This window comes from Actinomycetospora sp., from assembly GCF_036497245.1.
Classification (GTDB): Bacteria; Actinomycetota; Actinomycetes; order Mycobacteriales; family Pseudonocardiaceae; genus Actinomycetospora.
Genome location: NZ_DASXJS010000138.1, coordinates 1 through 20,517, shown reverse-complemented (window position 1 = coordinate 20,517; position 20,517 = coordinate 1). Strand labels below are relative to the sequence as shown.

Genomic DNA, 20,517 nt, shown 5'->3' with positions numbered 1-20,517 from the left:
TACGAACGTTGTTCGCGTCAAGACCGGGTGACCGGGGGAACCCGTCGGGGCCCGCCGCGCGTCGTACGCAGGCGGGCGTGGTGGCACGCTGTCGGCGTGTCCTCCGGCGTCGACGTGGAGTGCGCCGTCACGATCGACCGGGCGCGCGACGAGGTGGCGGCGTTCGCGAGCGACCCGGACAACGCCACCCGGTGGTACGAGAACATCAGGTCCGTGGAGTGGGAGACGCCTCCACCGCTCCGCGTGGGTTCACGCCTCGCGTTCGTCGCCTCCTTCCTCGGGCGACGACTCGCCTACACCTACGAGGTCCGCGAGCTCGACCCTTCCCGCCGGTTCGTCATGAGCACCGCCCAGGGCCCGTTCCCGATGGAGACGACCTATCTGTGGGAGGACAGTCCTGACGGCGGCACGCGGATGACCCTCCGCAACCGCGGCGAGCCCTCCGGTTTCTCCAAGGTCGCTGCACCGCTGATGGCCGCGGCGATGCGCCGGGCCAACAACAAGGACCTCGCCGCTCTGAAGGAGCTCCTCGAAGCCGGCGCTTGATCGAGCTCCGGTGGGTCCGACGGACCGACCGCACCCGGCGTCGCCCTGCACGCGCGGACCACACGTGGGGCGGTCCGGCCGCCCGCGGGGGGCACGGGCGGCCAGACCTGGCCGGTGCTCCTGGGGGCAGGAGCCCGGTCTGGCCATATATCGTGCCATGCCGAAATTCGGAATTCACAACCCCTGCCGTGACCGACCCCAGGGCCACGCCAGGTCGGTCAGCGATAGGTGGTGCAACGGCCTCGCGACGATGTCTCGGGCGGGTCGAACTGCCTCTCGACGACGTCGTGCGCGATCCGGTGGAGCGGCGTCCTGGTCCGGCGGGCGTACTGGCGCATCCGGGTGAAGGCCTCCTCCATCGTGACGCTGTGGCGCTCGGCGAGGCGGCCCTTGGCCTGTTCGATGGCGATCCGGCTGTGCAGGGCCTGCTGGAGCTGGGCGTTGACGGTGAGGAGGTGGAGCAGAGCCCGGCGATTCAGGATTCCGATGGTGGCGGCGGCGGCGAGCTGCTCCGCGACCAGCTGATCGGCATCGGCGAGGGCGCCGGGCCGCCGGCGAAGGAGGTTCAGGCAGCCGACGATCTCGGCCTGATGGGCGAGCGGCACGGCGTGCATCGATCGGAACCCGTCATCGCGGCCCGTCCGGGCGTCGTCCGCCCACGGAACCGGGCCGTGGGCCAGGTCAGGGCAGGACACGGCCCGACCGGCGCGAACGCACTCGTGGCTCGGGCCCTCGAGGGCGAGGCCCCGGGGCTGGTCGGCGTGCTCGACGCCGGGCGTGGCGGCCACCGAGACCAACTCGGCGCGGCCGTCGACCAGGAACACCCTCGCGGCGTCGACCGGAAGCAGTCGTGTACTGGCTCGGACGAGCTCGCGGGCGGGAACGACCGGGTCGTCGTCCCCAGCCCTGGCGTCGGTCAGCCCGAGGACGGCTTCGGCGATGGCGTGCGGCGTGCGGTGCGGGTCCATCTTGTACCTCGCAGTGGGTCCGCCGCGCCGGCGCCGTGGGTGTCACGACCCCGGCAGCGACCACCCCGAGGACGACCAGAATTGGCTGTCAAATCTTTCCGAATCGAGAAGCGTACCCGCGCGGACGGCGTCGGCAAACCGTGCCGGCGACCTCGCCAGGACAGATCGCGACGATCTCGTCAGGGAGAAACATGTATCCGTCGCATGTGCGCCTGGCAGAGGACGACCGGGGCTTCTGGGCACCCGAGCCGAATGCTTCGCTGAGGCGGGGGCCTCGCCGCTCTCGGGGCGTAGCGAGACCCCCGCGACCTCCCCGTGGCGCGAGGAGATCGTGTGCAATCAGATCAGGTGCCCGGCAGTGATCGGGAGCACTCTCGACCCACAGGCGTCGAGACGCGGCGGATGCACGACGAGCGGGCGCGGCGTCTCGCCGAGCGGACGGCCCCGCCGCCCGAGGGGGATCGGACGACCGAGCCTGGTCGGCTGCCCCAGGGGCCACCACGAGGAACCTCTGATCCAACCGTGATCGGCGGTAGGCTCTCGTAATGCGACCCCTCCGGTATTCCATCAACGTCACGTTGGACGGGTGTTGCGATCATCGTGCGATATCGCCGGTCGAAGATTTGCATCGTCACGCAGCGGAAAACATCGACCGGGCCGACGCTCTCCTGTTCGGCAGGGTGACGTACGAAATGATGGAGGAAGCCTGGCGGCCGACGACGCGGACGGAATCGACGCCTGAGTGGATGGATCCCTTCGCCCGATCGATCGACGCGGCGAAGAAGTACGTCGTGTCGGACACGCTGGACCAGGTCGACTGGAACGCGGAGCTCGTACGCGGACCTGATCTGGCACGGACCGTTCAGCAGCTGAAGGAGGAGCCGGGCCGGGGAATCTTCCTGGGAGGCATGAAACTCCCGCTGGCCCTGGCCGAGCTGGACCTGATCGATGAGTACGAGTTCGTGGTGCATCCCAGACTGGCGGGTCACGGGCCGACGTTGTTCGCGGGGCTGTCGAAGGTCATCGACCTGGAGCTCGTGAGCCGGGTCGAGTTGGGCTCGGGGGCGGTGGCGACGCGGTACGAGCCCAGGAGGTAGCCATGCGCCTGGGCACCCGTCCGGTCACCGACGTCCGCCGGGTGGATCACATGACCATGGTGTGCGCGTCGGGGATCGTCAGGCCGGGCACGGCGTTCGGTGCCACGAGAACGAGCACGCCGAGGGCGATCAGCACGAACGCGATCCCGTAGGTAGCGAAGGAGCGCCAGGGCACGGTCTTCTCGATCGCGATCAGAGCGGCGATCACCGCCATCCAGACGATGCTCATGATGCCGAGAGCGAAGAGCGCGAGCATGAGCGCCCAGCAACACCCGAGGCACCACCCGCCCAGCCTCAGGCCCATTCGCAGGCCGCCCGTCGGCCCGTCGCGCCAGGAGCCGAGAAGGAAGCCCAAGGGGCTACGACACTTGCTCAGGCAGACGTTCTTCAGCGGTGTCACCTGGTAGACGCCCGCGAAGATCACGGCCGCAGCGGCCAGCACCCGACCACCCTGATCCCAGGACAACACGTCTCCGCCGACGCGGCTGATGGCAGCAGCGATCAGCCACGCAACCGCACCGGCAGCCGTCCACGTCAGGAGGTAGCCCGCGGTGAACATCGGTGGCGCCGCCGAGGTCCGCGTTCTGGTCATCCGCGAGTAGAGCGCGACGGTCGGCGCGACCGACGGGAACATCATCGCCGCCATCATGACCAGCCAGACCAGCACGAACCAGCCGAATCCGCCGAGATCGGTCCAGGGCCCGTCGTCCATCCCGCGCATCTCGTCGACCGTCCACCACCAGCCGAGCCCGGCCAGCACGAAGAGCGACAGCACCAGGCCAAGACACGCTCGCGCCGCGAACAGAGCCGACCGTGGGCCGTCCTCGGGCGCCGACCGGCGGTCCGGAACGGTGGTCACCCCTTCAGGCCGCCCAGGAGAAGTCGGACGTCGACAAGCCCGTCCTGCCCTCGTAGCTGATCCCGAAGGCGTCGATCCGGGAGCGTCTGGCCTCGGCCATCGTGAGGTTCGACGCCACGGGGTGGAACATGCCGTCGAAGCGCACCGGCTCGCCGGACTCGACACCGAACGGCACGATATCTTCGATCTCGAACTCGATGCCGCCGGTGATCCGTACCGAGTGACGCAGGCCGTCGTGGTCGATCTCGATCGCGGCACGCTCGGCGCCGAGCATCTCCCCGATCAGCGGCGCCAGGGCGGCCATCGGCCCACCCAGCTGACCGCTGAACACACGGACGAGCTGCCCGAACTGGCCGTCGTCGGCCTCGTCGCCCACGAAGACGCCGACGCGCCAGTTGCCCTCGGTCATCACTTTCGGGGTGTCGATGATGATCGCAATCTTGCAACCCGCGATATCGGTTCCTTCGATCGAGCCTTCACGGATGTCGAACACCAGGCTCGCCCGACAGAAGTCGTAGGTGGCTCCATGATCGAAGGAGAGGTTGCAGGGGCACATCAGCTCGCAAGAACACGTCTCCACGTAGCTGCCCCGGAGGTTCCACGACATCGTCGTTCTCCCATACCCGTCCCGATCCAGGAAATGACTGTCCTGCGCCCTCTCTGAAGTGTCAAGGCATACCCCGACCTGACCCACCACGGACTCCGAACGCAATCGATGTCCTACCGTGGGTGACGAATCATGAAGAGGCGGGTCTCCTCAGGGCTTGAGGTGCTCGAGGAACCAGTCGCGAGCCGGGACCATGGAAGCGTCGAAGCCCTTGACGTAGGCGTCGAAATGCCCGCCGGGCAGCATCACGAGCTTCTTGGGCTCCCGGGCCTTCTGGTAGGTGGCCAGCGCGAGCTCGGTCGGGGTGAGGACGTCGTTCTCCGCGACGAGCAGGAGCAATGGGGTCGGGCTGATGCGCTCGACGATGCTGTCGGGGCTGTACTCGCGGAGCATCTCGACCGAGCGCAGGGTGATCTCGTTGCGCCAGGACGGGGCCCGCTCCTCGTGGGTCTCGGTGAACCACTGGTACGAGTCGGGGGTCGGCATCGCGGCCGGGCCGAGCGGGTCCTTGTTGACCGCGGGCACCAGCACCGGTGCCTCCCCGCGGTATCGGGCGTCGCGGTCGTCGTTGAACGTGTCCTGGAAGCCGCCGATGAAGTCCGAGCGGACCAGCGAGCGGATGTTCTCGTAGCCGTCGACCAGCGGCACCTGCGAGACGACCGCCTTCACGCGGCTGTCGAACGCGGCAACGGTCAGGGCGTGCCCGCCTGAGTAGCTCGACCCCAGACCCCGACCCGTGTCCGGTCGACCTCGGGCAGGGTCAGCGCGTAGGTGATGGCGTGGCGGTAGTCGCGGACCTGGGCGACGGGGTCGATCTCCTGACGGGGCTCGCCGTCGCTGGCACCGAAGTTGCGATTGTCGAAGACCAGGACGTTGAGTCCGGCCTCGGCGAACGCGGCGGCGTACTTGTCGAGGAACATCTCCTTGACCGCGGACAGCCCGTGAGCCATCACGATCACGGGAACCGTCGGTGACGCCGCCTCAGCGGGGTAGAACCAGCCCCGGAGTGTGGTTCCCTCGGCGTCGAACTCGATATCGCGACGCGTCATCGCGGGCCCTCCAACGGACGTAGCGGTCGACCCCGGAGGAGGAGCCTTCGCTCATCCCTGGGGCGCTGTGACCCCAGTCTCACGACGCCGACGGTCGGCGCGATGAACGGCAGCGCCAGCCCATTGGACGGGCGCGCCATCGCTGCCGTCAGCACGCGCGAGAAGCCGGTAGTCGGTCGGCGAGCTTCCGTGGTGGGCCTTGAAGGTCCGGCTGAAGTGGCTCGTGTCGGAGAAGCCCCATCGATGGGCGATGGACGCTACGGGGCGGTCGCTGTCGGCGAGTTCTTCCCGGGCCCGGGCCAGTCGCCGCACGCGGATGACCTCGCTGACGATCTGACCGGTGGCGTTGAAGATCCGGTGCACGGTGCGAACCGAGACGCCGTGGGCGTGGGCGATGGCCGCCGGGGTGACGGTGGCGTTGAGGAGGTGGCGCTCGATGTAGCGATCCATACCGGCGCGAAGAGCGGGCCGCGCCTCGGCCGTCGTCGGCAGGTCGTTGCCCGACCGCAGTGCCCCGATGAACAGCTCCAGGGTCGCGTTGCGAGCTGCGTTGACCGACGAGGAACCGAGCTCCGGGAGGGCCGCGCTCAGGGTGTCGAGGTAGGAGGTCAACAGACGGGTCGCCGACTTCGTGCCGTCGAGCATCACCCCGCCGGACATCCAGGCTCGGCCACTGACCTCGTCGAGTGCTGCCCGGGGGATCAGCAGGCTTCGCTTCGACAGGGGCTCCGACACCGCGAACCGTGCCGGCTTGGTGCTGTCCCAGACCACGGCGTCGCCCGCCTTCAGCCCCGCCTCGGCCTCCCCCTGGGCGACCGTCTCCCGCCCGGCCAGCGTGATCAGCACGACGACGAACTCACCGTCGGTGTCGGAGAGCTCCCGCCGGGTGCGGGTGCCCGAGCAGGGGCCGCAGGTGCAGTCGACGAGCGCGAGATCGTCGATCCACCAGCGTCGGACCGCGGCCTCGAACATCACGGCGCCGCGCTCGTGGGGAGGTACGGCGACCGACCACGGCAGGTGGGTCGTGGAGAGCATGTCCTGCCACTGCTCGGCCACGACGTCCGACGACTCTCCGTCGGTCCGCCAGGATTCCCCGCCTCGAGTCACGACCTGGTCCTCTCGCCCGACCCCGCCGTCCGGCCCCACCAGACGACCCACAGTAGGGAGCTCAACCTGCGGCTCACCAGAGTCATCGCGCTCCGCATCAAGCACGGCGCGGTGGCGCTACCGCTCGAGGGGGCGGTCTCACCGCCCGCGGGGGGTTGCAGACGGCGAGACCTGGCCGGCGCCCCCCAGGGGGTCGAGCCCCGACGTGTTGCACACCCTGGCACTCCGACGCGATTTCCGACACCACGAACTGTGGGCAACCGTATGGCGGGCGACAGGGCCCGATGAAAACCGGAATCATCGAGCAGGCGCGCACCGACCGGATCGACGGCGGATGAGAGGAAGGCCGTAGGTCTCTGACGACATAGACAGTTCGGGGCCGCTGCAACGCGAGTGAACCCGCCGGGGTTCGTAGGGGCATGAGCGATCCCAAGAAGCACTGTGATCAAACGGCAACGCTCGTCTCGCATGCTTCAGCGTGGAGCGCCGCCACCGCGGAGAAGTGGGACGCCCCGCCACCACCGAAGGACTCGTTGGCAGAACGCGATCTCACGACGGTCGAGCGTGCCACCGCGCTGCGATCAGCCCGTTATGGCTCTCACGCATATCCTGGCCCGGTCGGGGATCTCATCAAGACGAAGATCGAAGAGTATGTCATGGACGGCAGGCTGCTCGAACCATTCGACCTCGCGCGTCGCCTGATTCGCTCGATGCAGACGATGGAAACCCGGAGCCCACTCCCGCCGCGTGGCGGATACGACCACCTCCCGGCGGTCGCTGTCCCGGGTAGCGGTAGCCGGTGGCGCTATCAAACCGCCGCGGACGAGAATCGCGACTAAAGGGAGAGGCCAGGCCACCGCTCTCCTATCCATTGTCGCTCACGCGGCCCCTCTTCGGGAGTTCCGAGTTGAAAGCTCACGTGATCCTGTGCAGCGGTACAGGACAAGAGATCGTTTCGGTAGTGGTCGAGGACTACGACCCATACGTCGTCATGACCCTGCGAGAGATGACAGTGTCCTTGACCAGGGACGAATGCCGAATGACGGCCGATGCGTTGAGGGCGGCCTCGCTCAGACGTCCGAATCAGGCGGAGTCATGACGGCGTCCGAAGAGGTCACCGGACCGCGGATGGACTCGCCCATCAAGGAAGTCCTGCTCAAGGCAGGGCGGACGGCTCAGGCACGCTACCCAGGCGCGGTGGGTGAACTGCTCAGTCAAGAGCTCTTCTCATGGATGGTCTTCGGCCACCGGCTCGGCAGCGACTTGATCGTGCGGGTGGCTGCCGAGGTTCTTACCGAAGGTGTCGACGACGCAGGGCCGCTACCTGGGCCGACGGGCCGTCACGAGCGACGCTGCGAACACCCTGGACGCGTCGTACCTGCTGACCGTGAAGGAGGGGACGACGCCGTTACCGGTGGCCAAGCGGTGATGTGATCTTGAGAAGAGGAAGGCCGTAGGTCTCTGACCTGCGGCGGGAGCTCCTCCGACTGGACTCGAACCAGTAACCCTGCAAATCCTCGCGGGCGCTGCCGAACGAAGCTCACAGGTTCGGGGTTGGCCGCGCTGACCAGCGACAACAGGTCCGTACGCCCCCCAGCGCTACTGACCACTCGTGGTGCTTACCGACACGAATCCCATGGGTTGAACATGGGCCGCCGCGACGGCTGCGCTCCTAGACCACGGCCAGCGGCACCCCGCCGGTCAGCCCGCGGGGTGCCTGCGGCGGGAGCCCGCTGCCGATGCCTCTTCGGTGTGGACGGGCCTGCGTTCTGAGACACCGCCCCCGACCACCACCACTCCCCCGCACCCGGCTCGTTCGAGCTCGCGGAGGGCTCTCCTGAGGCCGGTGCCTGGGTCCAGGGCGGAGCGCCTGGCCGCCGGAGGCCGGTCCTCGGCCTGGTCGGCTCAATCCCGGACCGGAGGCTGCTGAAACGCCGGGTCCCACGGGGTGTCAGGCGGGGTGGAAGGGCTATCGCGGCCCACGCTGCGAGCCAGGGTCGATCCGGCGGTGAGGTGCTGGACAACCGCGTGCAGGTTGTGTCCGGCCTGACTGGTCGGGACCGGGTCGAGATCGACGGTGCGCAGCAGCCGGACGATTCCGTCGAGGACGTGGGCGACCTCGGTGGCGAGGTTGGGCTTGCCGCTCTCCGGGACTTCACCCGCGGCGTCCGGGGACTCCGAGCCCGCCCGCAGCGCGCTGGAGGCGTCGCGCAGGGCAGTCACGGCAACGATCTCGGCGTCGATTCCAGGGTCGCTCACGGTGCGAGACTTTGCCGTGCTTCCGGTGCCAGCCGCAGCACTTCGGGCTCCGCAGCGGCAAGTGGTGTCCCTGATGCTGCCGTCGTCGTGGTGCCCGGGCCCCGGGCCGGGCGCGCGCCCCGGGTCGAAGACAGGAGGGGAAGCGTGCGCGGCCCGGAAAGCGCCGCCGCCGCGAGCACGCCCAGGCCAGGTCGGCGGAACAGGTCGCCGGGGCTCGGGAACGCCGAGCGAACCGGTGGCAGCGCCGAGCACAGCTCCGCAAGGTCTCGCAGCTCAACCGCATCCAGTACTGCGGGCACACCATGAACGCCGAGGCGGGCGTGACCCTCGGAGTGATCGAGAACCACGACGGCACCCGCTCCGCCGCGTACGGCGGGCTCAAGACCTGCGGCTCGGTGTGGTGCTGCCCCGTCTGCGCCGCGAAGATCGCCACCCGCCGCGCCGACGAGCTCGCCACCGTGATGCGTGCCGTCGACGAGCTGGGCGGGTCAGCCTTCCTGCTCACCCTGACTATGCGCCACGACCGCGGCGACCGCCTCGGCCTCACCAGCGAGGAACGTTCACGTCGCAACCGGCTCGAGGAACGCCTCGCCGACGTCCAGGTGGCGGAGGCCAACGGCTGGGACGTCGACGAGCACCAGTCCGAAGCGGACGCGATCGAACTGGACTCCATCAAGGCCCGGGAAGGCTGCTGGGACGTTCTGACCTAGACGGAGACCTGGCGGACTAGTTCACCAAGATGGCGCACGAGGTGACCGGCGGGCACCGCAAGGAAGGCCGCACCCGCGGCGGACGCACCCCCATGCAGCTCCTCGCTGAGGCCGTCGAGACCTACGAGGAGACCGCGATGGCGCGATGGCGGGAGTGGGAGGCCGCGTCCGACGGGCGCCGGCAGCTGACGTGGTCCACGGGACGTCGCGACCTTCGGAGGCTGGCCGGCCTGGACAAGGAGGCCACCGACGAGGAGATCGCCGAGGAGGATGAAGACGCGGACGCTCGGCTCGCGGTGCCCGCAGACACATGGAGTTGGCTCATGTCGTCAGGACGGGCCTGCGCCTTGCTCGCGGTCGCCGAGGCCGAGGGCCTCGACGGCGCCACAGCGTGGCTGAGCGCGCGAGGGTGTTCGTGGCAACGAGCGGACGGGTCTCCGCCTCGGCGAGCATCAGAGGCCATCCCAGACGACCGGGCCCACCGAGACACGCCCGCGCACTCGGAGGATCGATGCACGACGCTCACCCGGGACGAGCGGTCGAGGTCCTGTACTTCGCCGGCTGTCCCAACCACGAGGCCTTCGTGCCTCATCTACGGCGTCTTCTCTCCGACGCCGGCGTCGACGCCCCGGTTGAGTTCGTCGAGATCACCGGCGACGGAGACGCTCAACAGCATCAGTTCCTCGGCTCGCCCACGTTGCGGGTCGGCGGCGTCGACGTCGACCCCTCGGCGGCGCACCGCGACGACTACGGCATGCAGTGTCGGCTCTATCTGACCGAGTGGGGCAGCCAGGGGACGCCACCTGACGAGTGGATTCTGCGTGCCCTGGACGCGCAGTAGGCGCGAACCTCACCGGAGGTAGCGGGCGGCTGGCGGCGCCATGGGCGGTGTAGCCGGGCGCTGAGCCTGGTCGATCGCGTCGGTCAGCGCCGCGAGCTTGTCGTTGAGGTGCGTGGTCAGTCCTATCCGGATGTCGGCTCGTCCGGCGATGTCGAGCAGGTCAGCCAGCCGCCGGCGGCACTCGTCGTCGAGCACCGCACCGTCACGGACCGACTGGGCGACCTCGGCGGTCCTCTCGGCCTGGCGGGTCAACGCTGCTTTCAGTCGGGGGTGCGGTGCGCGGGCCACGGACGTCTCGGCGTGCTCCGGGCTCATCGCGGCAACCCGCATGCGCGACTCCTTCTAGTGGTCAGGCGTTGCTTTCCACGCATCCGCAGCCGACGGCGGTCTCGTCGCTGGTGCAGCAGGCGTTCACTCCGCAGCAGGCGCGGTCTTCGGCGGTGGCGCACGAGCCCATGGGCTGGCTGACGACGCCGTCGGTGCCGTAGTCCGGGGAGTCCTCCTTGACGGTGTAGACCTCCCAGGGCTCGTTGCCGGGGCCGTGGACCCACACCTTGTCCTGGCGGGCGTAGCAGCAGGTGGTGTCGTCCTCGATCTGGGTGAACAGGCCCAGCTGGTCGAGGCGGGCGGTGGCGGCGTTGACCTCGCCGGTGGTCTCGACCTCGACCCCGAGGTGGTCCATCACCGTGGGCCGCTCCGCCTCACCTTCGAGCAGCACCAGCTTGAGCGGGGGCTCGGCGACGGCGAAGTTGGCGTAGCCGGGGCGGCGCTTGGCCGGCTCCACGCCGAACAGCGACGAGTAGAACTTCACGGACTCCTCGAGGTCGGAGACCCGCAGGGCGAGCTGCACACGTGACACGATGACCACTCCTTGCTTCGACGACTGTCGAAGCACACCTTGCGCCTTGCTTCGATAACCGTCAAGGTAGACGCATGTCGAAGCAACGGGGCGATGAGGAACGGGTCCTCGCTCAGCTCGCCGAGGTCGTGGGGTGCTGCTCGCCGCTGGCCCGCGAGCCGCTCTCGGCCGATCAGTCGGTGGAGCTGTCCCGGGTGTTCAAGGCCATGGGGGACCCGGTGCGGCTGCGGCTGCTCTCGCTGATCGCCTCCCATGCCGGTGGCGAGGCGTGCGTGTGCGACCTGACCGACGTGTTCGACCTGTCCGGCCCGACGATCAGCCACCACCTCAAGGTGCTGCGTGAAGCCGGGCTGATCACCGGACAGCGCCGCGGGACCTGGGTCTACTACCGGGTGCACCCCGAGCTGCTCTCGCAGGTCTCCGCGGTGCTGGTCCCCGCCGCCCCCGACGACCCCAGTGGCGTCGTCCCCGCCGGCATCGCGTCCCTGCCAGTGGTGGACCGGTGAGCGCCGAGACCACCACTGCAGCCGAGGCCGGGATGGTCGGGAGGCTCTCCACCCCCGACCGGTTCCTGCCGGTGTGGATTCTCGCCGCGATGGCCCTCGGGCTGCTCGCCGGCCGGTTCGTGCCCGGTCTCGCGGGCGGGCTCGACGCCGTCGCGATCGACGGCACCAGCATCCCGATCGCCCTCGGGCTGCTGGTGATGATGTACCCGGTGCTGGCGAAGGTCCGCTACGACCGCCTCGACATCGTCACCGGCGACCGTCGACTGTTGGTCACCTCGCTGGTCCTGAACTGGCTGCTCGGCCCCGCGCTGATGTTCGCCCTGGCCTGGCTGCTGCTCCCGGACCTGCCCGAGTACCGCACCGGACTGATCGTCGTCGGCCTCGCCCGCTGCATCGCGATGGTCATCATCTGGAACGACCTCGCCTGCGGCGACCGCGAAGCCGCCGCCGTGCTGGTCGCGCTCAACTCGGTGTTCCAGGTCGTCGCGTTCGGGCTGCTGGGCTGGTTCTACCTCTCGGTGCTGCCCGGCTGGCTCGGTCTCCCGACCACTGGGCTCGACGCCTCCCCGTGGACGATCGTCCGCTCGGTACTGATCTTCCTCGGGGTTCCGCTGGTGGCCGGCTACCTCACCCGCCGACTCGGGGAACAGGCGAAGGGCCGCGACTGGTACGAGTCCCGGTTCCTGCCCCGCATCGGGCCATGGGCGCTCTACGGGCTGCTGTTCACCATCGTGCTGCTCTTCGCCCTGCAAGGTCGCCAGATCACCAGCAACCCGCTGGACGTCGTCCGGATCGCGCTCCCGCTGCTGGCCTACTTCGCGATCATGTGGGCCGGGTCCTACGCCCTGGGCCGCGCCGCCGGGCTGAACTACGAGCGCACCACCACGCTCGCGTTCACCGCCGCCGGGAACAACTTCGAACTCGCCATCGCCGTCGCGATCGCCACCTGGGGCGCCACCTCCGGCCAGGCCCTCGCCGGGGTCGTCGGCCCGCTGATCGAGGTCCCCGTCCTGGTCGCCCTGGTCTACGTCTCCCTCGCCCTACGCCGGCGCCTGTTCCCCACCACCGCCGCGCTCGAGGAGACCCGTCATGGCTGAGGTGCCCGAGGTGCTGTTCGTCTGCGTGCACAATGCCGGGCGCTCCCAGATGGCCGCCGGCCTGCTCGCCCACCACGGCGGGGACCAGGTCCGGGTCCGTTCCGCCGGGTCCACGCCCCGCCGACGAGGTCGACCCCGCCGTCCGCGCGGTCATGGCCGAGCTCGGCATCGACCTCACCCACAAGGTGCCCACCCAGCTCAGCGACGACGACATCGATGCCCGGGTCCGAGCGCTGGTCGACGCCCTGCTCTCGCATCGGGTCTAGCCACCGGAGCTATGTGCGTCTAGCCTTACCGTGCGTGGAGGCTAACGAAGATGGCGTGATCGGCTTGCTGGGCGAGCCGAACCGTCGCGCGATCTTCGAGTTCCTCGCCCGCCGTCCCAGCTCGGTCGGCGAGATCGCCGAGCAGCTCCCGATCAGCCGGCCCGCGGTGTCCCAGCATCTCAAGGTCCTCAAGGACGGCGGGCTGGTCGTGTCTCGTCCCGAGGGCAACCGGCGGGTCTACAGCCTCAACCCCGACGGGGTGGCGGCGATGCGGGCCTGGCTCGACGGCGTCTGGACTGACGCTCTCGCGAGCTTTCACAAGTTCGCCGAACAGACCGTCGCCGACGAGACCGCAGGCGCCGAGCACCGCAACGAGGAGAAGCCATGACGACACCGATCCCGGCCATCGAAGGCAAGACCACCGTCAACCTCAGCCGTGACCGCGCGTTCGCGCTGTTCACCGGGTCGTTCGGCGCCTGGTGGCCGCGCCAGTACCACATCGGCGCCGCCGAGGTCGCCGACGTCGTCCTCGAGCCCCGCGAGGGCGGGCGCTGGTTCGAGCTCGGGGTCGACGGCAGCGAGTGCGACTGGGGCCGCGTGCTGGCCTGGGAACCCCCGGAACGGCTGCTGTTCACCTGGCAGATCGGCGGCGACTGGCAGTTCGACCCCGATCCCACCCACGCCAGCGAGATCGAGGTCCGCTTCCACGCCGACGGACCCGAGCAGACCACCATCGAGGTCGAACAGCGCCACTTCGAGCGCCTCGTCGGCGGCGAAGGCGTCTACGGCGCCATCGAGCACGGCGGCGGTGGCTGGGTCGCGCTGCTCGCCGCGTTCTCCCAGCTGGTGGCCTCCGAGACCGGCGGCGGCCGAGCGTGACCGACCCGGACTCGATGCGCCTGGCCCAGGACGAGCGCGCCGACCTGGCCGAGCTGCTGGCCGGCCTCAGCCCGGAGCAGTGGGACGCGCCCACGCTGTGCAGCAAGTGGCGGGTGCGGGACGTGGTCGCCCACATCATCAGCTTCGATGACCTCGGCGCGGTCGGGCTCGCCACCCGGTTCGCCCAGGGCTGGTTCGTGCTCGATCAGGTCAACGAGGTCGGCGTCCAGCACTACGCCGCACTGACACCCGATGAGCTGCTCGCCGGGTTCAAGAACCGCCTCCAACCTGCGGGCCTGACCGCCGGGTTCGGTGGGCGCATCGGCCTGGTCGACGGACTCATCCATCACCAGGACATCCGACGCCCGCTCGGACTGCCCCGCGACGTCCCCGCCGAGCGGCTCGTCGAAGCGCTGCCGTTCGGGCGCACCGCACCACCGATCCGGGCGTTCTGGCGAGCCCGGGGCCTGCGCCTGGTCGCCACCGACCTCGACTGGAGCGCTGGACGCGGTCCCGTCGTCGAAGGCCCCGCCGAGCCCCTGCTCATGGCTATCGCCGGACGCGCCCACGCTATCGACGAACTCGCCGGGCCGGGCCGGTCGACCCTGGCCGCGCGCCTGGGCGGATAGCTCGCGCGATAGCTCCGTGGCGACCTTGACAAGGGTTATGGCGTGGATCACTCTCGACCTACGGCCGAACTGGGGGTTCGCGTGACACTCGACAAATGGCGTCAGGGAGCATTCAACGTTCCCGGCGCTCGGCCCAATGTGGCCGCAGGCGGGACTTGACCCACTCACCACACTTGACTGGAGACGTTGAGTAGAGCCTCCCGTGAGGAGGCCGAGGCTTTGCGGACCGAGATGGTTCGCGCAGACGTAGAACTGTTCCGTGGGCTCAGCGCCTACTGGTCCGGCATGGCCGACATCCTCGATGCAGGCCAAGCGGACGACGAATCCGAAGCGCTCAAGACCTGTGTCGCACCGTTCGACCAGGTGCTCGTCCACTTGCGTTCGGTGCGCGAGCACGAGCAGCGAATCTTCGAGATTACGACTGACATCGAGTTCAGCGCGTACTTCAGCCGTCGACACGAGGTCATATCGAACGACACGGCTGCGTTTGTCGACGCGGTCGAACTCCTCGCAGCAGACGTGCGGGACGGCTTCTATCCCGCGAAGGGATGCGAGGAACTCAACGTCATCGTCGAGCGACTCATGTCGAACTTTGCGCGAGACGCCCGCATCGAGGGGGTGCTTACACGCTTCGAGATCGACAGCCAGAAGGACTCCGGAAGCTGACGACACGACACCTGTCGGCGATCGAGAGGGATCGCTGCCCGACCGCGTACTCGCGCCCGAGGGTGTGCATGCAGTGCGGGCAGGTGGTTACGATCTTGCGCGTCCTCGGCTCGCGCCCCTCGAAGACGGGGTCCACCCCCGACGACGAAGTCGACCCCGCCGTCCGCGCGGTCATGGCCGAGCTCGGCATCGACCTCACCCACAAGGTGCCCACCCAGCTCAGCGACGTCGACGCCGCCGACGTCGTGATCACCATGGGCTGCGGCGACGCCTGCCCCGTCGGACTGGGCCCCGAGCAGGTCCGCCCGATCCGCGACGACATCGACCTACGCGTCCGGGAACTGCTGACCGAACTCGTCGCCGCGCCGACCATGTGACTCGTGGCCGACACCGGTGCGGCACCAGTCAGCACCCGACGGGCGCTCACCGGCGCCGTCCTGCTGGACCTGGCCGTCAGCCCGTTGTTCGCCTGGAACGTCTTCACCGACAGCCTTCGTCGCGACCTCGGCGCGAGTGACGCGCTGCTGGCCGGGGTCTTCTCCGCCGGTCTGCTCGCCTTCTGCCTCGGCGTCCTGATCGGCGGACGCATCGCGGACACGATCTCCCCGCGCCGCCTCGCGCTGATCGCGCTGGTCGGCGCCGTCGCGGGGCTGCTCGGCACCGCAGCCGCCGAGTCGGTGGGCGTGCTGTTCGTGACGTTCAGCGTGCTGATCGGCGGCTCCACCGGACTGGGATACGCCACCGCCGTGCGAGTCGCAGGCACCGTGCCATCCAAGCGCGGGCTCGCACTCGGCATCGTGGTCAGCGCCTACGCCGCCGGGACAGCCGTCCTCGCCCCGGTGGCATCGGCGCTGCTGACAGCGGTGGGCCGCGCGTGGACCTTCGTCGTCCTGGCCGGTGCACTCGGCGCCGTCCTCGCCATCGCGGCGGTGCTCGTCCCCGACCTCCGACCGGTTCCCGATCCCGGGACAACGCCCGGCGGCCGGCGACCCCGCCCGAGCGCAGCCGTCGTCATGCTGTGGGCGGCCTTCGGCCTCGGCAGCGCTCCCGCCCTCGCCGCATTCGCCCAGGCCGGAGCCCTGGCCGGCACCGCGGGGTCCGTGGCCGTTGCGGTGGTCCTGCTCAACGTCGGCAACCTCGCCGGGCGGCTCGCCGCCGGCCCACTGTCCGACCGGATCGGACGCCGTGCCGCGCTACACGCCAACTCAGCATTGCTCGTGCTCGCCTGCATCCCGTTGGCCGCTGGAACCAGTGGCTCCCTCGCCCTGGTTGCCCTGCTCCTGCTCGGCCTCCAATACGGAGCCCTCTCGACTCTGACCCCGGCGGCCACCGCAGACGTCATTCCCGCCGAGAGGTTCGGCACCACCTACGGACTGGTCTTCACCGGGTGGGGCATCGCCGGGCTGCTCGCCCCGGTCACCGCCGCCGCCCTCGCCCTCGAGGTTGGCTACAACGGCGTGTACCTGGCGTTCCTCGTCGTCGCGGTTCTCTCGTGGGTCAGCGTCACGATGTACGCGGTGACGGTTCGAGTCAGGAGCACCAGCACCCACCGTTAGAGCAGCAGTAGCAGCCACCGGGGGGCAGCCACTCGATCGGCAGGTCGGGTACCTCGGCGCCCTCGACGACCTCCACCATCTGGAGGTTGAGGACACGCAGCGGTAGCCCTTCCTCGCTCCGACTCAGCCTCGATCCGACGGCGTAAACGCGCGAAGAGCCCTTCACGGTTGATAGGGCTTAGCGCCCGATGGTTGGAAAACGTAGCGACCAGATCGAGATACTGATCTGCGTCGTATCGGTAGTCGACGGGGAAGCGCCGCAGTTCGACGTCGGTGAAGCCCGGCGCGGCCTCAAGATCGTATTGACCGACATCGGGCAGCTGGTCGAGACGCAGCAGCCGCAGGTCGGGTGGAGTGTCGGGGTCCCAGCGCTCGTAGCAGCGCTGGGCTTCGGAGAAGAACGCGTCCGAGGGACCCGCGATGTGGACGGTATGGATCAGCGCAAGGAGTCCTGCGGGCCTGAGCAGGCGGGCAACTCGGGCGAGCCGGTTCGCTGGGTCGAGCCAGTGGAACGCGGTCGCGCTCACGATCAGGTCGAAGTCGGCTGCGGGGCGACGCCAGACCCCGACGTCGGCATGGAGAAGCTCGACGTTCGGGTAGGACGCCAGGTTTCGCCGGGCGACGCTCAACATCTCGGCGCCGATGTCGACAGCGAGGACCTGGTATCCACGCTTGGCTAGCGGCAGGGTGGCCTGACCCGTACCGCAACCGATCTCGAGGACGCGGAGCTTCGAGGGATCGTCATAGCTGCAGGCGGAGTCAATGGCGGCAAAGAGCGCGTCGAGCTAGACGGGGCGGGCCCGGTCGTAGAGCCGGACACCCGGCTTGGAAGGCCGCGACGGGCTCGTGGTCAGGGGTGTGACCTCAGCCGTGGCCCGGCGGGCCCTACCCCGCGTGACCGTGACTGACTGCCCCTCATCGCACGCCAACTGAACAGGACCGTGCGAGGTGAGCGCCCGTGGCCCGAGGACATGAGCTTGGAAACGGGATGGTCAGCCCTCCGACATGGCAGCGCGAGTGAGCCATTGGGCTTGTGTGATCGCGAGTTCGGCTGGCCCGGTCGGTTGGGTGAGGTGGCTGAGGACGAGTCGGGCGAGCCCGTCGACGAAGACGTCGAGGGCAGCGGTGCTGAGGTCGCGGTCGAGTTGCAGGGCGAGCATCTCGGCAGCAAGTGCCTGTTTCGCGCGTGTGAGTACGGCCTCGGGGCGCGCAGTGAGCAGAGGTAGCAGGCTTTCGCCGCGTGGGTCACCCGCATGGAGGACCGCTTTCAGTAGGACGTTGTGGGCGCCGTGGTCGAGGGCGTGTTGGACCGCAGCGCCGACCCCGGCCACGGGATCGGTGGGGTGGGCGCGGAGTTGCTCGCACGTCACGGCGAGGAACTCGTCGGTCTCGCGGTTGATCAGGGCGTTGCCGAGCTCGTCCTTGGTGCCGATCTCGTTGTAGAGGTGCTGGCGGCTGATGCCGGCCCGGCTGGCGACGGCGCCCATCGTGAGCGCAGACCAGCCCTCTGCGGTCGTGATGTCACGCGCGGCGTCGAGCAGCCGGTCGTGCAGGAGCACACGCATGTCTTCTCGGAAAGATCCAGCACCCGCCATGGCCACCAGGTTACATCCACCAGCAATCGTCTTCGCCCTTGACATTTGATAGGTAGATGTCAACACTGCCTTGGTCTGACCGGCGATGTTCATGGTTGGGAGAGGCGTCGATGGCGACGACGACAGAACCGTCTGAGGAACGACGGGTGCTCAGCGAGGACGAGTCCCGGGCGATCCGGCGGGGCGTGCCGCACCCTCGGGTGCCGATGCCGGCGGTGGCTCTCCCGACTCTGGGGGTGTTCCTCGGGGCGTTGGCGCTCTGGGTCGGCGCCACCTGGCTGGTGCTGGCGAACGTGAGTTCGTGGTGGCTGCTGCTGACCATCCCGGTGCACGCCGCGGTGACGTTCTTGATGTTCACGGTGCTGCACGAGAGCGCCCACCTGGCCGCTGGCCGCATCCGGTGGGTCAACGAGGTGCTGGGGCGGCTTTCGATGATGTTCGTGGTGGCCTGGGCGTCGTTCCCGATCCTGCGTTTCATCCATATCGAGCACCACCGCAACACCAACGAGGATCGCCTCGCCGACCCCGACGCGTGGTCCGAGCTGGGGCCGTCGTGGCTGTTGCCGCTGCGCTGGATGACCCAGGATCTGTATTACTTCCGCTTCTACACCCCGCTGATGCCCCGTCGTCCCCGGGCGGAGGTCGCCGAGCAACTTGCGGTATTCCTCGCCGTCGCTATCGCCTTCGCGGCGCTCGTGGTCACGGGGCACGGCTGGCAGCTGCTGGTGATCTACCTGATCCCGCAGCGCCTCGGGATCGGCGTGCTGGGCTGGTGGTTCGACTGGCTGCCTCACCACGAGCTCGAGGCCACCGCGAAGTCCAACCGATTCCAGGCCACCCGCATCCGGGTCGGCTGGGAGCGGGTGATGAACCCGCTGATGCTCTACCAGAACTACCACCTGGTGCACCACATTCACCCGACCATCCCGTTCTACCGTTACGTGCAGGTCTGGCGACGCACAGAATCCGACTTCCTCGACCGCGGCGCCCCGATCGCGACCGCGTGGGGGAGCGAACTCTCCCCGGCCGAGTACCGGGCGTGGCGCCGCATCACTGAGAACTTCGACCGCGACGCCGACCTCCCCCGCCGGCTACACCGGCTGCGCGTGGCCGAAGTCCGCCGGCTCACCTCCGACTCCGTCTCGATCACCTTCGAGGTGCCCTCGGAACTGCGCGAGACCTTCCGCTTCGCCCCCGGACAGAACGTGACCGTCGCAACTGACATCGACGGCGAGACCGTGCAGAGGAACTACTCGATCTGCACAGTCGCCGGCTCCGGAGTGTTGCGCGTGGCGGTCCGTCTCGCCGAGCAGGGCCGCTTCTCGACCCACGCCAACACCCGTCTCGCCGTCGGCGACGAGTTGGAGGTCACCCCGCCCAGCGGCCAGTTCACCCTCACCCCGGACCCCCACACGCGCCGCCACCTCGCTGCGGTCGCCGCCGGCAGCGGGATCACCCCGGTGATCTCCATCCTCGCCAGCGCCCTGGCCGCTGAGCCCGGCAGCCGGGCCACCCTGCTCTACGCCAACCGCGACACCGGATCGACGATGTTCGCCGACGAACTCGCCATGCTCACCCGCCAGTTCGAAGGCCGGCTCAAGATCGTCCACTACCACTCCCGAGCCGACGCCGACCGCGCCACCTCGACCGAGCACGAGGACATCGTCGCCGGCCGCCTCAATGCCGACCGACTCCGCGCCCACCTCCGCGATGCGCGCCTGCAAGACGCCGAGTGGTTCCTGTGCGGCCCCTCCGCGCTGCTCGACGACGTGCAGACCGTCCTGGACGAGCACGACACCCCCACAAGACAGGTCCACCGAGAGCTGTTCGTCGCCCCCGACGACCAACTCGACGAAAACGACCTTGCCGACGTCGTCCCCGCGACCGTGACCGTCACGTCCGGCGGGGAAAAGACCCAGCTCCACAGTGAAGGCACAGCCTCCATCCTCGAGACCGTCCTCGACGGCGGCGTCGACGTGCCCTACCTGTGCACCGGCGGCATCTGCGGCACCTGTCGGGCCACCATCACCAACGGCACCGTTCACATGCAGCAGAACTACGCCCTCTCCGACGACGAGATCGAAGCCGGAAATGTGCTGACCTGCCAATCGCGCCCCACAAGCCCTGACGTCGCTGTCGACTACGACCGATGAGCAAGTTCAGGCGGCGACTGGGCAGGAGCTTCCAGTGACGACCGAGGCCTGAGTCGGAAGCCGTTGACCATCAACAAGCCAGCCGGGCACAACCTGGGTCCGAGGAGCAGAGGCGTGCGGGGCATCCTCGTCGGTCATCGCGCGGACCGTGGCCCGGTCGATGTCCGGGTCGAGAGCCGCGTACCGATTGAGGTCGAAGACGGGCACCGCCTGCTCATAGCGCCGCCGGAACTCCTCGTAGGTCAGGTCGATAGGAATCTGGAGCCGG

27 protein-coding genes and 1 pseudogene are annotated in these 20,517 nt (G+C 69.0%); 16 read left to right on the top strand and 12 right to left on the bottom strand.

The window, feature by feature from the left end; genetic code table 11:
- Positions 1 to 96: 96 nt before the first annotated feature.
- A complete protein-coding gene (locus VGI02_RS14565; RefSeq protein ID WP_331628109.1) occupies positions 97 to 546 on the top strand; it encodes an SRPBCC family protein in 450 nt (149 codons plus the stop codon).
- A 218-nt stretch (positions 547 to 764) separates the two neighbouring features.
- Here VGI02_RS14565 and VGI02_RS14560 read toward each other — a convergent pair whose 3' ends face one another.
- Entirely contained in the window at positions 765 to 1,514 is a 750-nt protein-coding gene (locus VGI02_RS14560) for an ANTAR domain-containing protein (protein ID WP_331628108.1), read from the bottom strand.
- A 545-nt stretch (positions 1,515 to 2,059) separates the two neighbouring features.
- On the opposite strand from VGI02_RS14560, the gene VGI02_RS14555 reads away from it, so the two are divergent.
- Entirely contained in the window at positions 2,060 to 2,611 is a 552-nt protein-coding gene (locus VGI02_RS14555; protein ID WP_331628107.1) for a dihydrofolate reductase family protein, read from the top strand.
- A 46-nt stretch (positions 2,612 to 2,657) separates the two neighbouring features.
- Here the strand turns inward: VGI02_RS14555 and VGI02_RS14550 are convergent, their stop codons facing one another.
- From VGI02_RS14550 to VGI02_RS14530, 5 genes are all read right to left on the bottom strand, one after another.
- The gene (locus VGI02_RS14550) at positions 2,658 to 3,371 is read right to left on the bottom strand and encodes a DUF2182 domain-containing protein (protein WP_331628106.1); all 714 of its coding nucleotides are present in this window, start codon (positions 3,369 to 3,371) and stop codon (positions 2,658 to 2,660) included.
- 103 nt (positions 3,372 to 3,474) lie between these two features.
- Complete coding sequence (locus VGI02_RS14545) at positions 3,475 to 4,077, bottom strand: DUF1326 domain-containing protein (RefSeq protein WP_331628105.1); 603 nt, start codon at positions 4,075 to 4,077, stop codon at positions 3,475 to 3,477.
- A gap of 150 nt (positions 4,078 to 4,227) precedes the next feature.
- Entirely contained in the window at positions 4,228 to 4,746 is a 519-nt protein-coding gene (locus VGI02_RS14540) for an alpha/beta hydrolase family protein (RefSeq protein WP_331628104.1), read from the bottom strand.
- A gap of 23 nt (positions 4,747 to 4,769) precedes the next feature.
- Positions 4,770 to 5,126 carry an alpha/beta hydrolase gene (locus VGI02_RS14535; protein WP_331628103.1) on the bottom strand — a complete coding sequence of 119 codons (357 nt, stop codon included), beginning with the start codon at positions 5,124 to 5,126 and terminating at the stop codon, positions 4,770 to 4,772.
- 51 nt (positions 5,127 to 5,177) lie between these two features.
- Positions 5,178 to 6,182 carry a helix-turn-helix domain-containing protein gene (locus tag VGI02_RS14530; RefSeq protein ID WP_331628102.1) on the bottom strand — a complete coding sequence of 335 codons (1,005 nt, stop codon included), beginning with the start codon at positions 6,180 to 6,182 and terminating at the stop codon, positions 5,178 to 5,180.
- 470 nt (positions 6,183 to 6,652) lie between these two features.
- Here VGI02_RS14530 and VGI02_RS14525 point away from each other — a divergent pair, with 470 nt between their 5' ends.
- Positions 6,653 to 7,072, top strand: coding sequence for a hypothetical protein (locus tag VGI02_RS14525; protein ID WP_331628101.1), 420 nt, complete (start codon positions 6,653 to 6,655; stop codon positions 7,070 to 7,072).
- A 461-nt stretch (positions 7,073 to 7,533) separates the two neighbouring features.
- Entirely contained in the window at positions 7,534 to 7,662 is a 129-nt protein-coding gene (locus tag VGI02_RS14520) for a hypothetical protein (RefSeq protein ID WP_331628100.1), read from the top strand.
- 476 nt (positions 7,663 to 8,138) lie between these two features.
- On the opposite strand, the gene VGI02_RS14515 is transcribed toward VGI02_RS14520, so the two are convergent.
- Complete coding sequence (locus VGI02_RS14515) at positions 8,139 to 8,492, bottom strand: hypothetical protein (protein ID WP_331628099.1); 354 nt, start codon at positions 8,490 to 8,492, stop codon at positions 8,139 to 8,141.
- 320 nt (positions 8,493 to 8,812) lie between these two features.
- Here VGI02_RS14515 and VGI02_RS14510 point away from each other — a divergent pair, with 320 nt between their 5' ends.
- A complete protein-coding gene (locus tag VGI02_RS14510) occupies positions 8,813 to 9,202 on the top strand; it encodes a hypothetical protein (RefSeq protein WP_331628098.1) in 390 nt (129 codons plus the stop codon).
- 511 nt (positions 9,203 to 9,713) lie between these two features.
- On the top strand, positions 9,714 to 10,043 hold the full coding sequence (locus VGI02_RS14505) for a DF family (seleno)protein (RefSeq protein ID WP_331628097.1): 330 nt from the start codon (positions 9,714 to 9,716) through the stop codon (positions 10,041 to 10,043).
- 9 nt (positions 10,044 to 10,052) lie between these two features.
- Here the strand turns inward: VGI02_RS14505 and VGI02_RS14500 are convergent, their stop codons facing one another.
- Entirely contained in the window at positions 10,053 to 10,373 is a 321-nt protein-coding gene (locus VGI02_RS14500; RefSeq protein WP_331628096.1) for a hypothetical protein, read from the bottom strand.
- 19 nt (positions 10,374 to 10,392) lie between these two features.
- Positions 10,393 to 10,902: an ArsI/CadI family heavy metal resistance metalloenzyme gene (locus VGI02_RS14495; protein WP_331628095.1), complete on the bottom strand. Its 510-nt coding sequence runs from the start codon at positions 10,900 to 10,902 to the stop codon at positions 10,393 to 10,395.
- 74 nt (positions 10,903 to 10,976) lie between these two features.
- On the opposite strand from VGI02_RS14495, the gene VGI02_RS14490 reads away from it, so the two are divergent.
- The 9 genes and pseudogenes from VGI02_RS14490 (at position 10,977) to VGI02_RS14450 (ending at position 16,501) form a co-directional block, all read left to right on the top strand.
- Positions 10,977 to 11,408 carry an ArsR/SmtB family transcription factor gene (locus VGI02_RS14490; RefSeq protein WP_331628094.1) on the top strand — a complete coding sequence of 144 codons (432 nt, stop codon included), beginning with the start codon at positions 10,977 to 10,979 and terminating at the stop codon, positions 11,406 to 11,408.
- A gap of 32 nt (positions 11,409 to 11,440) precedes the next feature.
- Positions 11,441 to 12,505 (top strand): ACR3 family arsenite efflux transporter, encoded by a 1,065-nt coding sequence (gene arsB / locus VGI02_RS14485; protein ID WP_331628134.1) that lies wholly within the window; start codon positions 11,441 to 11,443, stop codon positions 12,503 to 12,505.
- Positions 12,498 to 12,726 (top strand): annotated as a pseudogene (locus VGI02_RS14480) (arsenate-mycothiol transferase ArsC); the annotation flags it as partial. The gene arsB and the pseudogene VGI02_RS14480, both read left to right, overlap by 8 nt.
- Positions 12,727 to 12,826: 100 nt before the next feature.
- On the top strand, positions 12,827 to 13,159 hold the full coding sequence (locus tag VGI02_RS14475) for an ArsR/SmtB family transcription factor (RefSeq protein ID WP_331628093.1): 333 nt from the start codon (positions 12,827 to 12,829) through the stop codon (positions 13,157 to 13,159).
- On the top strand, positions 13,156 to 13,650 hold the full coding sequence (locus VGI02_RS14470; protein WP_331628092.1) for an SRPBCC family protein: 495 nt from the start codon (positions 13,156 to 13,158) through the stop codon (positions 13,648 to 13,650). The genes VGI02_RS14475 and VGI02_RS14470 overlap by 4 nt, the downstream gene beginning before the upstream one ends.
- Positions 13,647 to 14,279 (top strand): maleylpyruvate isomerase family mycothiol-dependent enzyme, encoded by a 633-nt coding sequence (locus tag VGI02_RS14465; protein ID WP_331628091.1) that lies wholly within the window; start codon positions 13,647 to 13,649, stop codon positions 14,277 to 14,279. The genes VGI02_RS14470 and VGI02_RS14465 overlap by 4 nt, the downstream gene beginning before the upstream one ends.
- Before the next feature lie 285 nt (positions 14,280 to 14,564).
- On the top strand, positions 14,565 to 14,945 hold the full coding sequence (locus VGI02_RS14460) for a hypothetical protein (protein ID WP_331628090.1): 381 nt from the start codon (positions 14,565 to 14,567) through the stop codon (positions 14,943 to 14,945).
- 83 nt (positions 14,946 to 15,028) lie between these two features.
- Positions 15,029 to 15,322 carry a low molecular weight phosphatase family protein gene (locus tag VGI02_RS14455; protein WP_414638270.1) on the top strand — a complete coding sequence of 98 codons (294 nt, stop codon included), beginning with the start codon at positions 15,029 to 15,031 and terminating at the stop codon, positions 15,320 to 15,322.
- Positions 15,323 to 15,325: 3 nt separating this feature from the next.
- Positions 15,326 to 16,501 (top strand): MFS transporter, encoded by a 1,176-nt coding sequence (locus tag VGI02_RS14450; protein WP_331628089.1) that lies wholly within the window; start codon positions 15,326 to 15,328, stop codon positions 16,499 to 16,501.
- On the opposite strand, the gene VGI02_RS29135 is transcribed toward VGI02_RS14450, so the two are convergent.
- Entirely contained in the window at positions 16,498 to 17,187 is a 690-nt protein-coding gene (locus VGI02_RS29135; protein WP_414638276.1) for a methyltransferase domain-containing protein, read from the bottom strand. The two genes, VGI02_RS14450 and VGI02_RS29135, sit on opposite strands and share 4 nt — an antisense overlap.
- Positions 17,188 to 17,493: 306 nt before the next feature.
- Positions 17,494 to 18,060, bottom strand: a complete 567-nt coding sequence (locus VGI02_RS14440) for a TetR/AcrR family transcriptional regulator (protein ID WP_331628087.1) — start codon at positions 18,058 to 18,060, stop codon at positions 17,494 to 17,496.
- A gap of 182 nt (positions 18,061 to 18,242) precedes the next feature.
- Here VGI02_RS14440 and VGI02_RS14435 point away from each other — a divergent pair, with 182 nt between their 5' ends.
- The gene (locus VGI02_RS14435; protein WP_331628086.1) at positions 18,243 to 20,249 is read left to right on the top strand and encodes a fatty acid desaturase; all 2,007 of its coding nucleotides are present in this window, start codon (positions 18,243 to 18,245) and stop codon (positions 20,247 to 20,249) included.
- Between the two features lie 6 nt (positions 20,250 to 20,255).
- On the opposite strand, the gene VGI02_RS14430 is transcribed toward VGI02_RS14435, so the two are convergent.
- The coding region (locus tag VGI02_RS14430) for a hypothetical protein (RefSeq protein WP_331628085.1) at positions 20,256 to 20,517 on the bottom strand (262 nt) is incomplete at its 5' end.

Bases quoted from the DNA above. Each gene is read 5' to 3' on its own strand.
- VGI02_RS14555 (WP_331628107.1), top strand. From the start codon at position 2,060: ATGCGACCCCTCCGGTATTCCATCAACGTCACGTTGGACGGGTGTTGC.
- VGI02_RS14490 (WP_331628094.1), top strand. From the start codon at position 10,977: ATGTCGAAGCAACGGGGCGATGAGGAACGGGTCCTCGCTCAGCTCGCC.
- VGI02_RS14460 (WP_331628090.1), top strand. From the start codon at position 14,565: ATGGCCGACATCCTCGATGCAGGCCAAGCGGACGACGAATCCGAAGCG.
- arsB (WP_331628134.1), top strand. From the start codon at position 11,441: ATGGTCGGGAGGCTCTCCACCCCCGACCGGTTCCTGCCGGTGTGGATT.
- VGI02_RS14560 (WP_331628108.1), bottom strand. From the start codon at position 1,514: ATGGACCCGCACCGCACGCCGCACGCCATCGCCGAAGCCGTCCTCGGG.
- VGI02_RS14535 (WP_331628103.1), bottom strand. From the start codon at position 5,126: ATGACGCGTCGCGATATCGAGTTCGACGCCGAGGGAACCACACTCCGG.
- VGI02_RS14545 (WP_331628105.1), bottom strand. From the start codon at position 4,077: ATGTCGTGGAACCTCCGGGGCAGCTACGTGGAGACGTGTTCTTGCGAG.
- VGI02_RS14505 (WP_331628097.1), top strand. From the start codon at position 9,714: ATGCACGACGCTCACCCGGGACGAGCGGTCGAGGTCCTGTACTTCGCC.
- VGI02_RS14470 (WP_331628092.1), top strand. From the start codon at position 13,156: ATGACGACACCGATCCCGGCCATCGAAGGCAAGACCACCGTCAACCTC.
- VGI02_RS14525 (WP_331628101.1), top strand. From the start codon at position 6,653: ATGAGCGATCCCAAGAAGCACTGTGATCAAACGGCAACGCTCGTCTCG.
- VGI02_RS14500 (WP_331628096.1), bottom strand. From the start codon at position 10,373: ATGCGGGTTGCCGCGATGAGCCCGGAGCACGCCGAGACGTCCGTGGCC.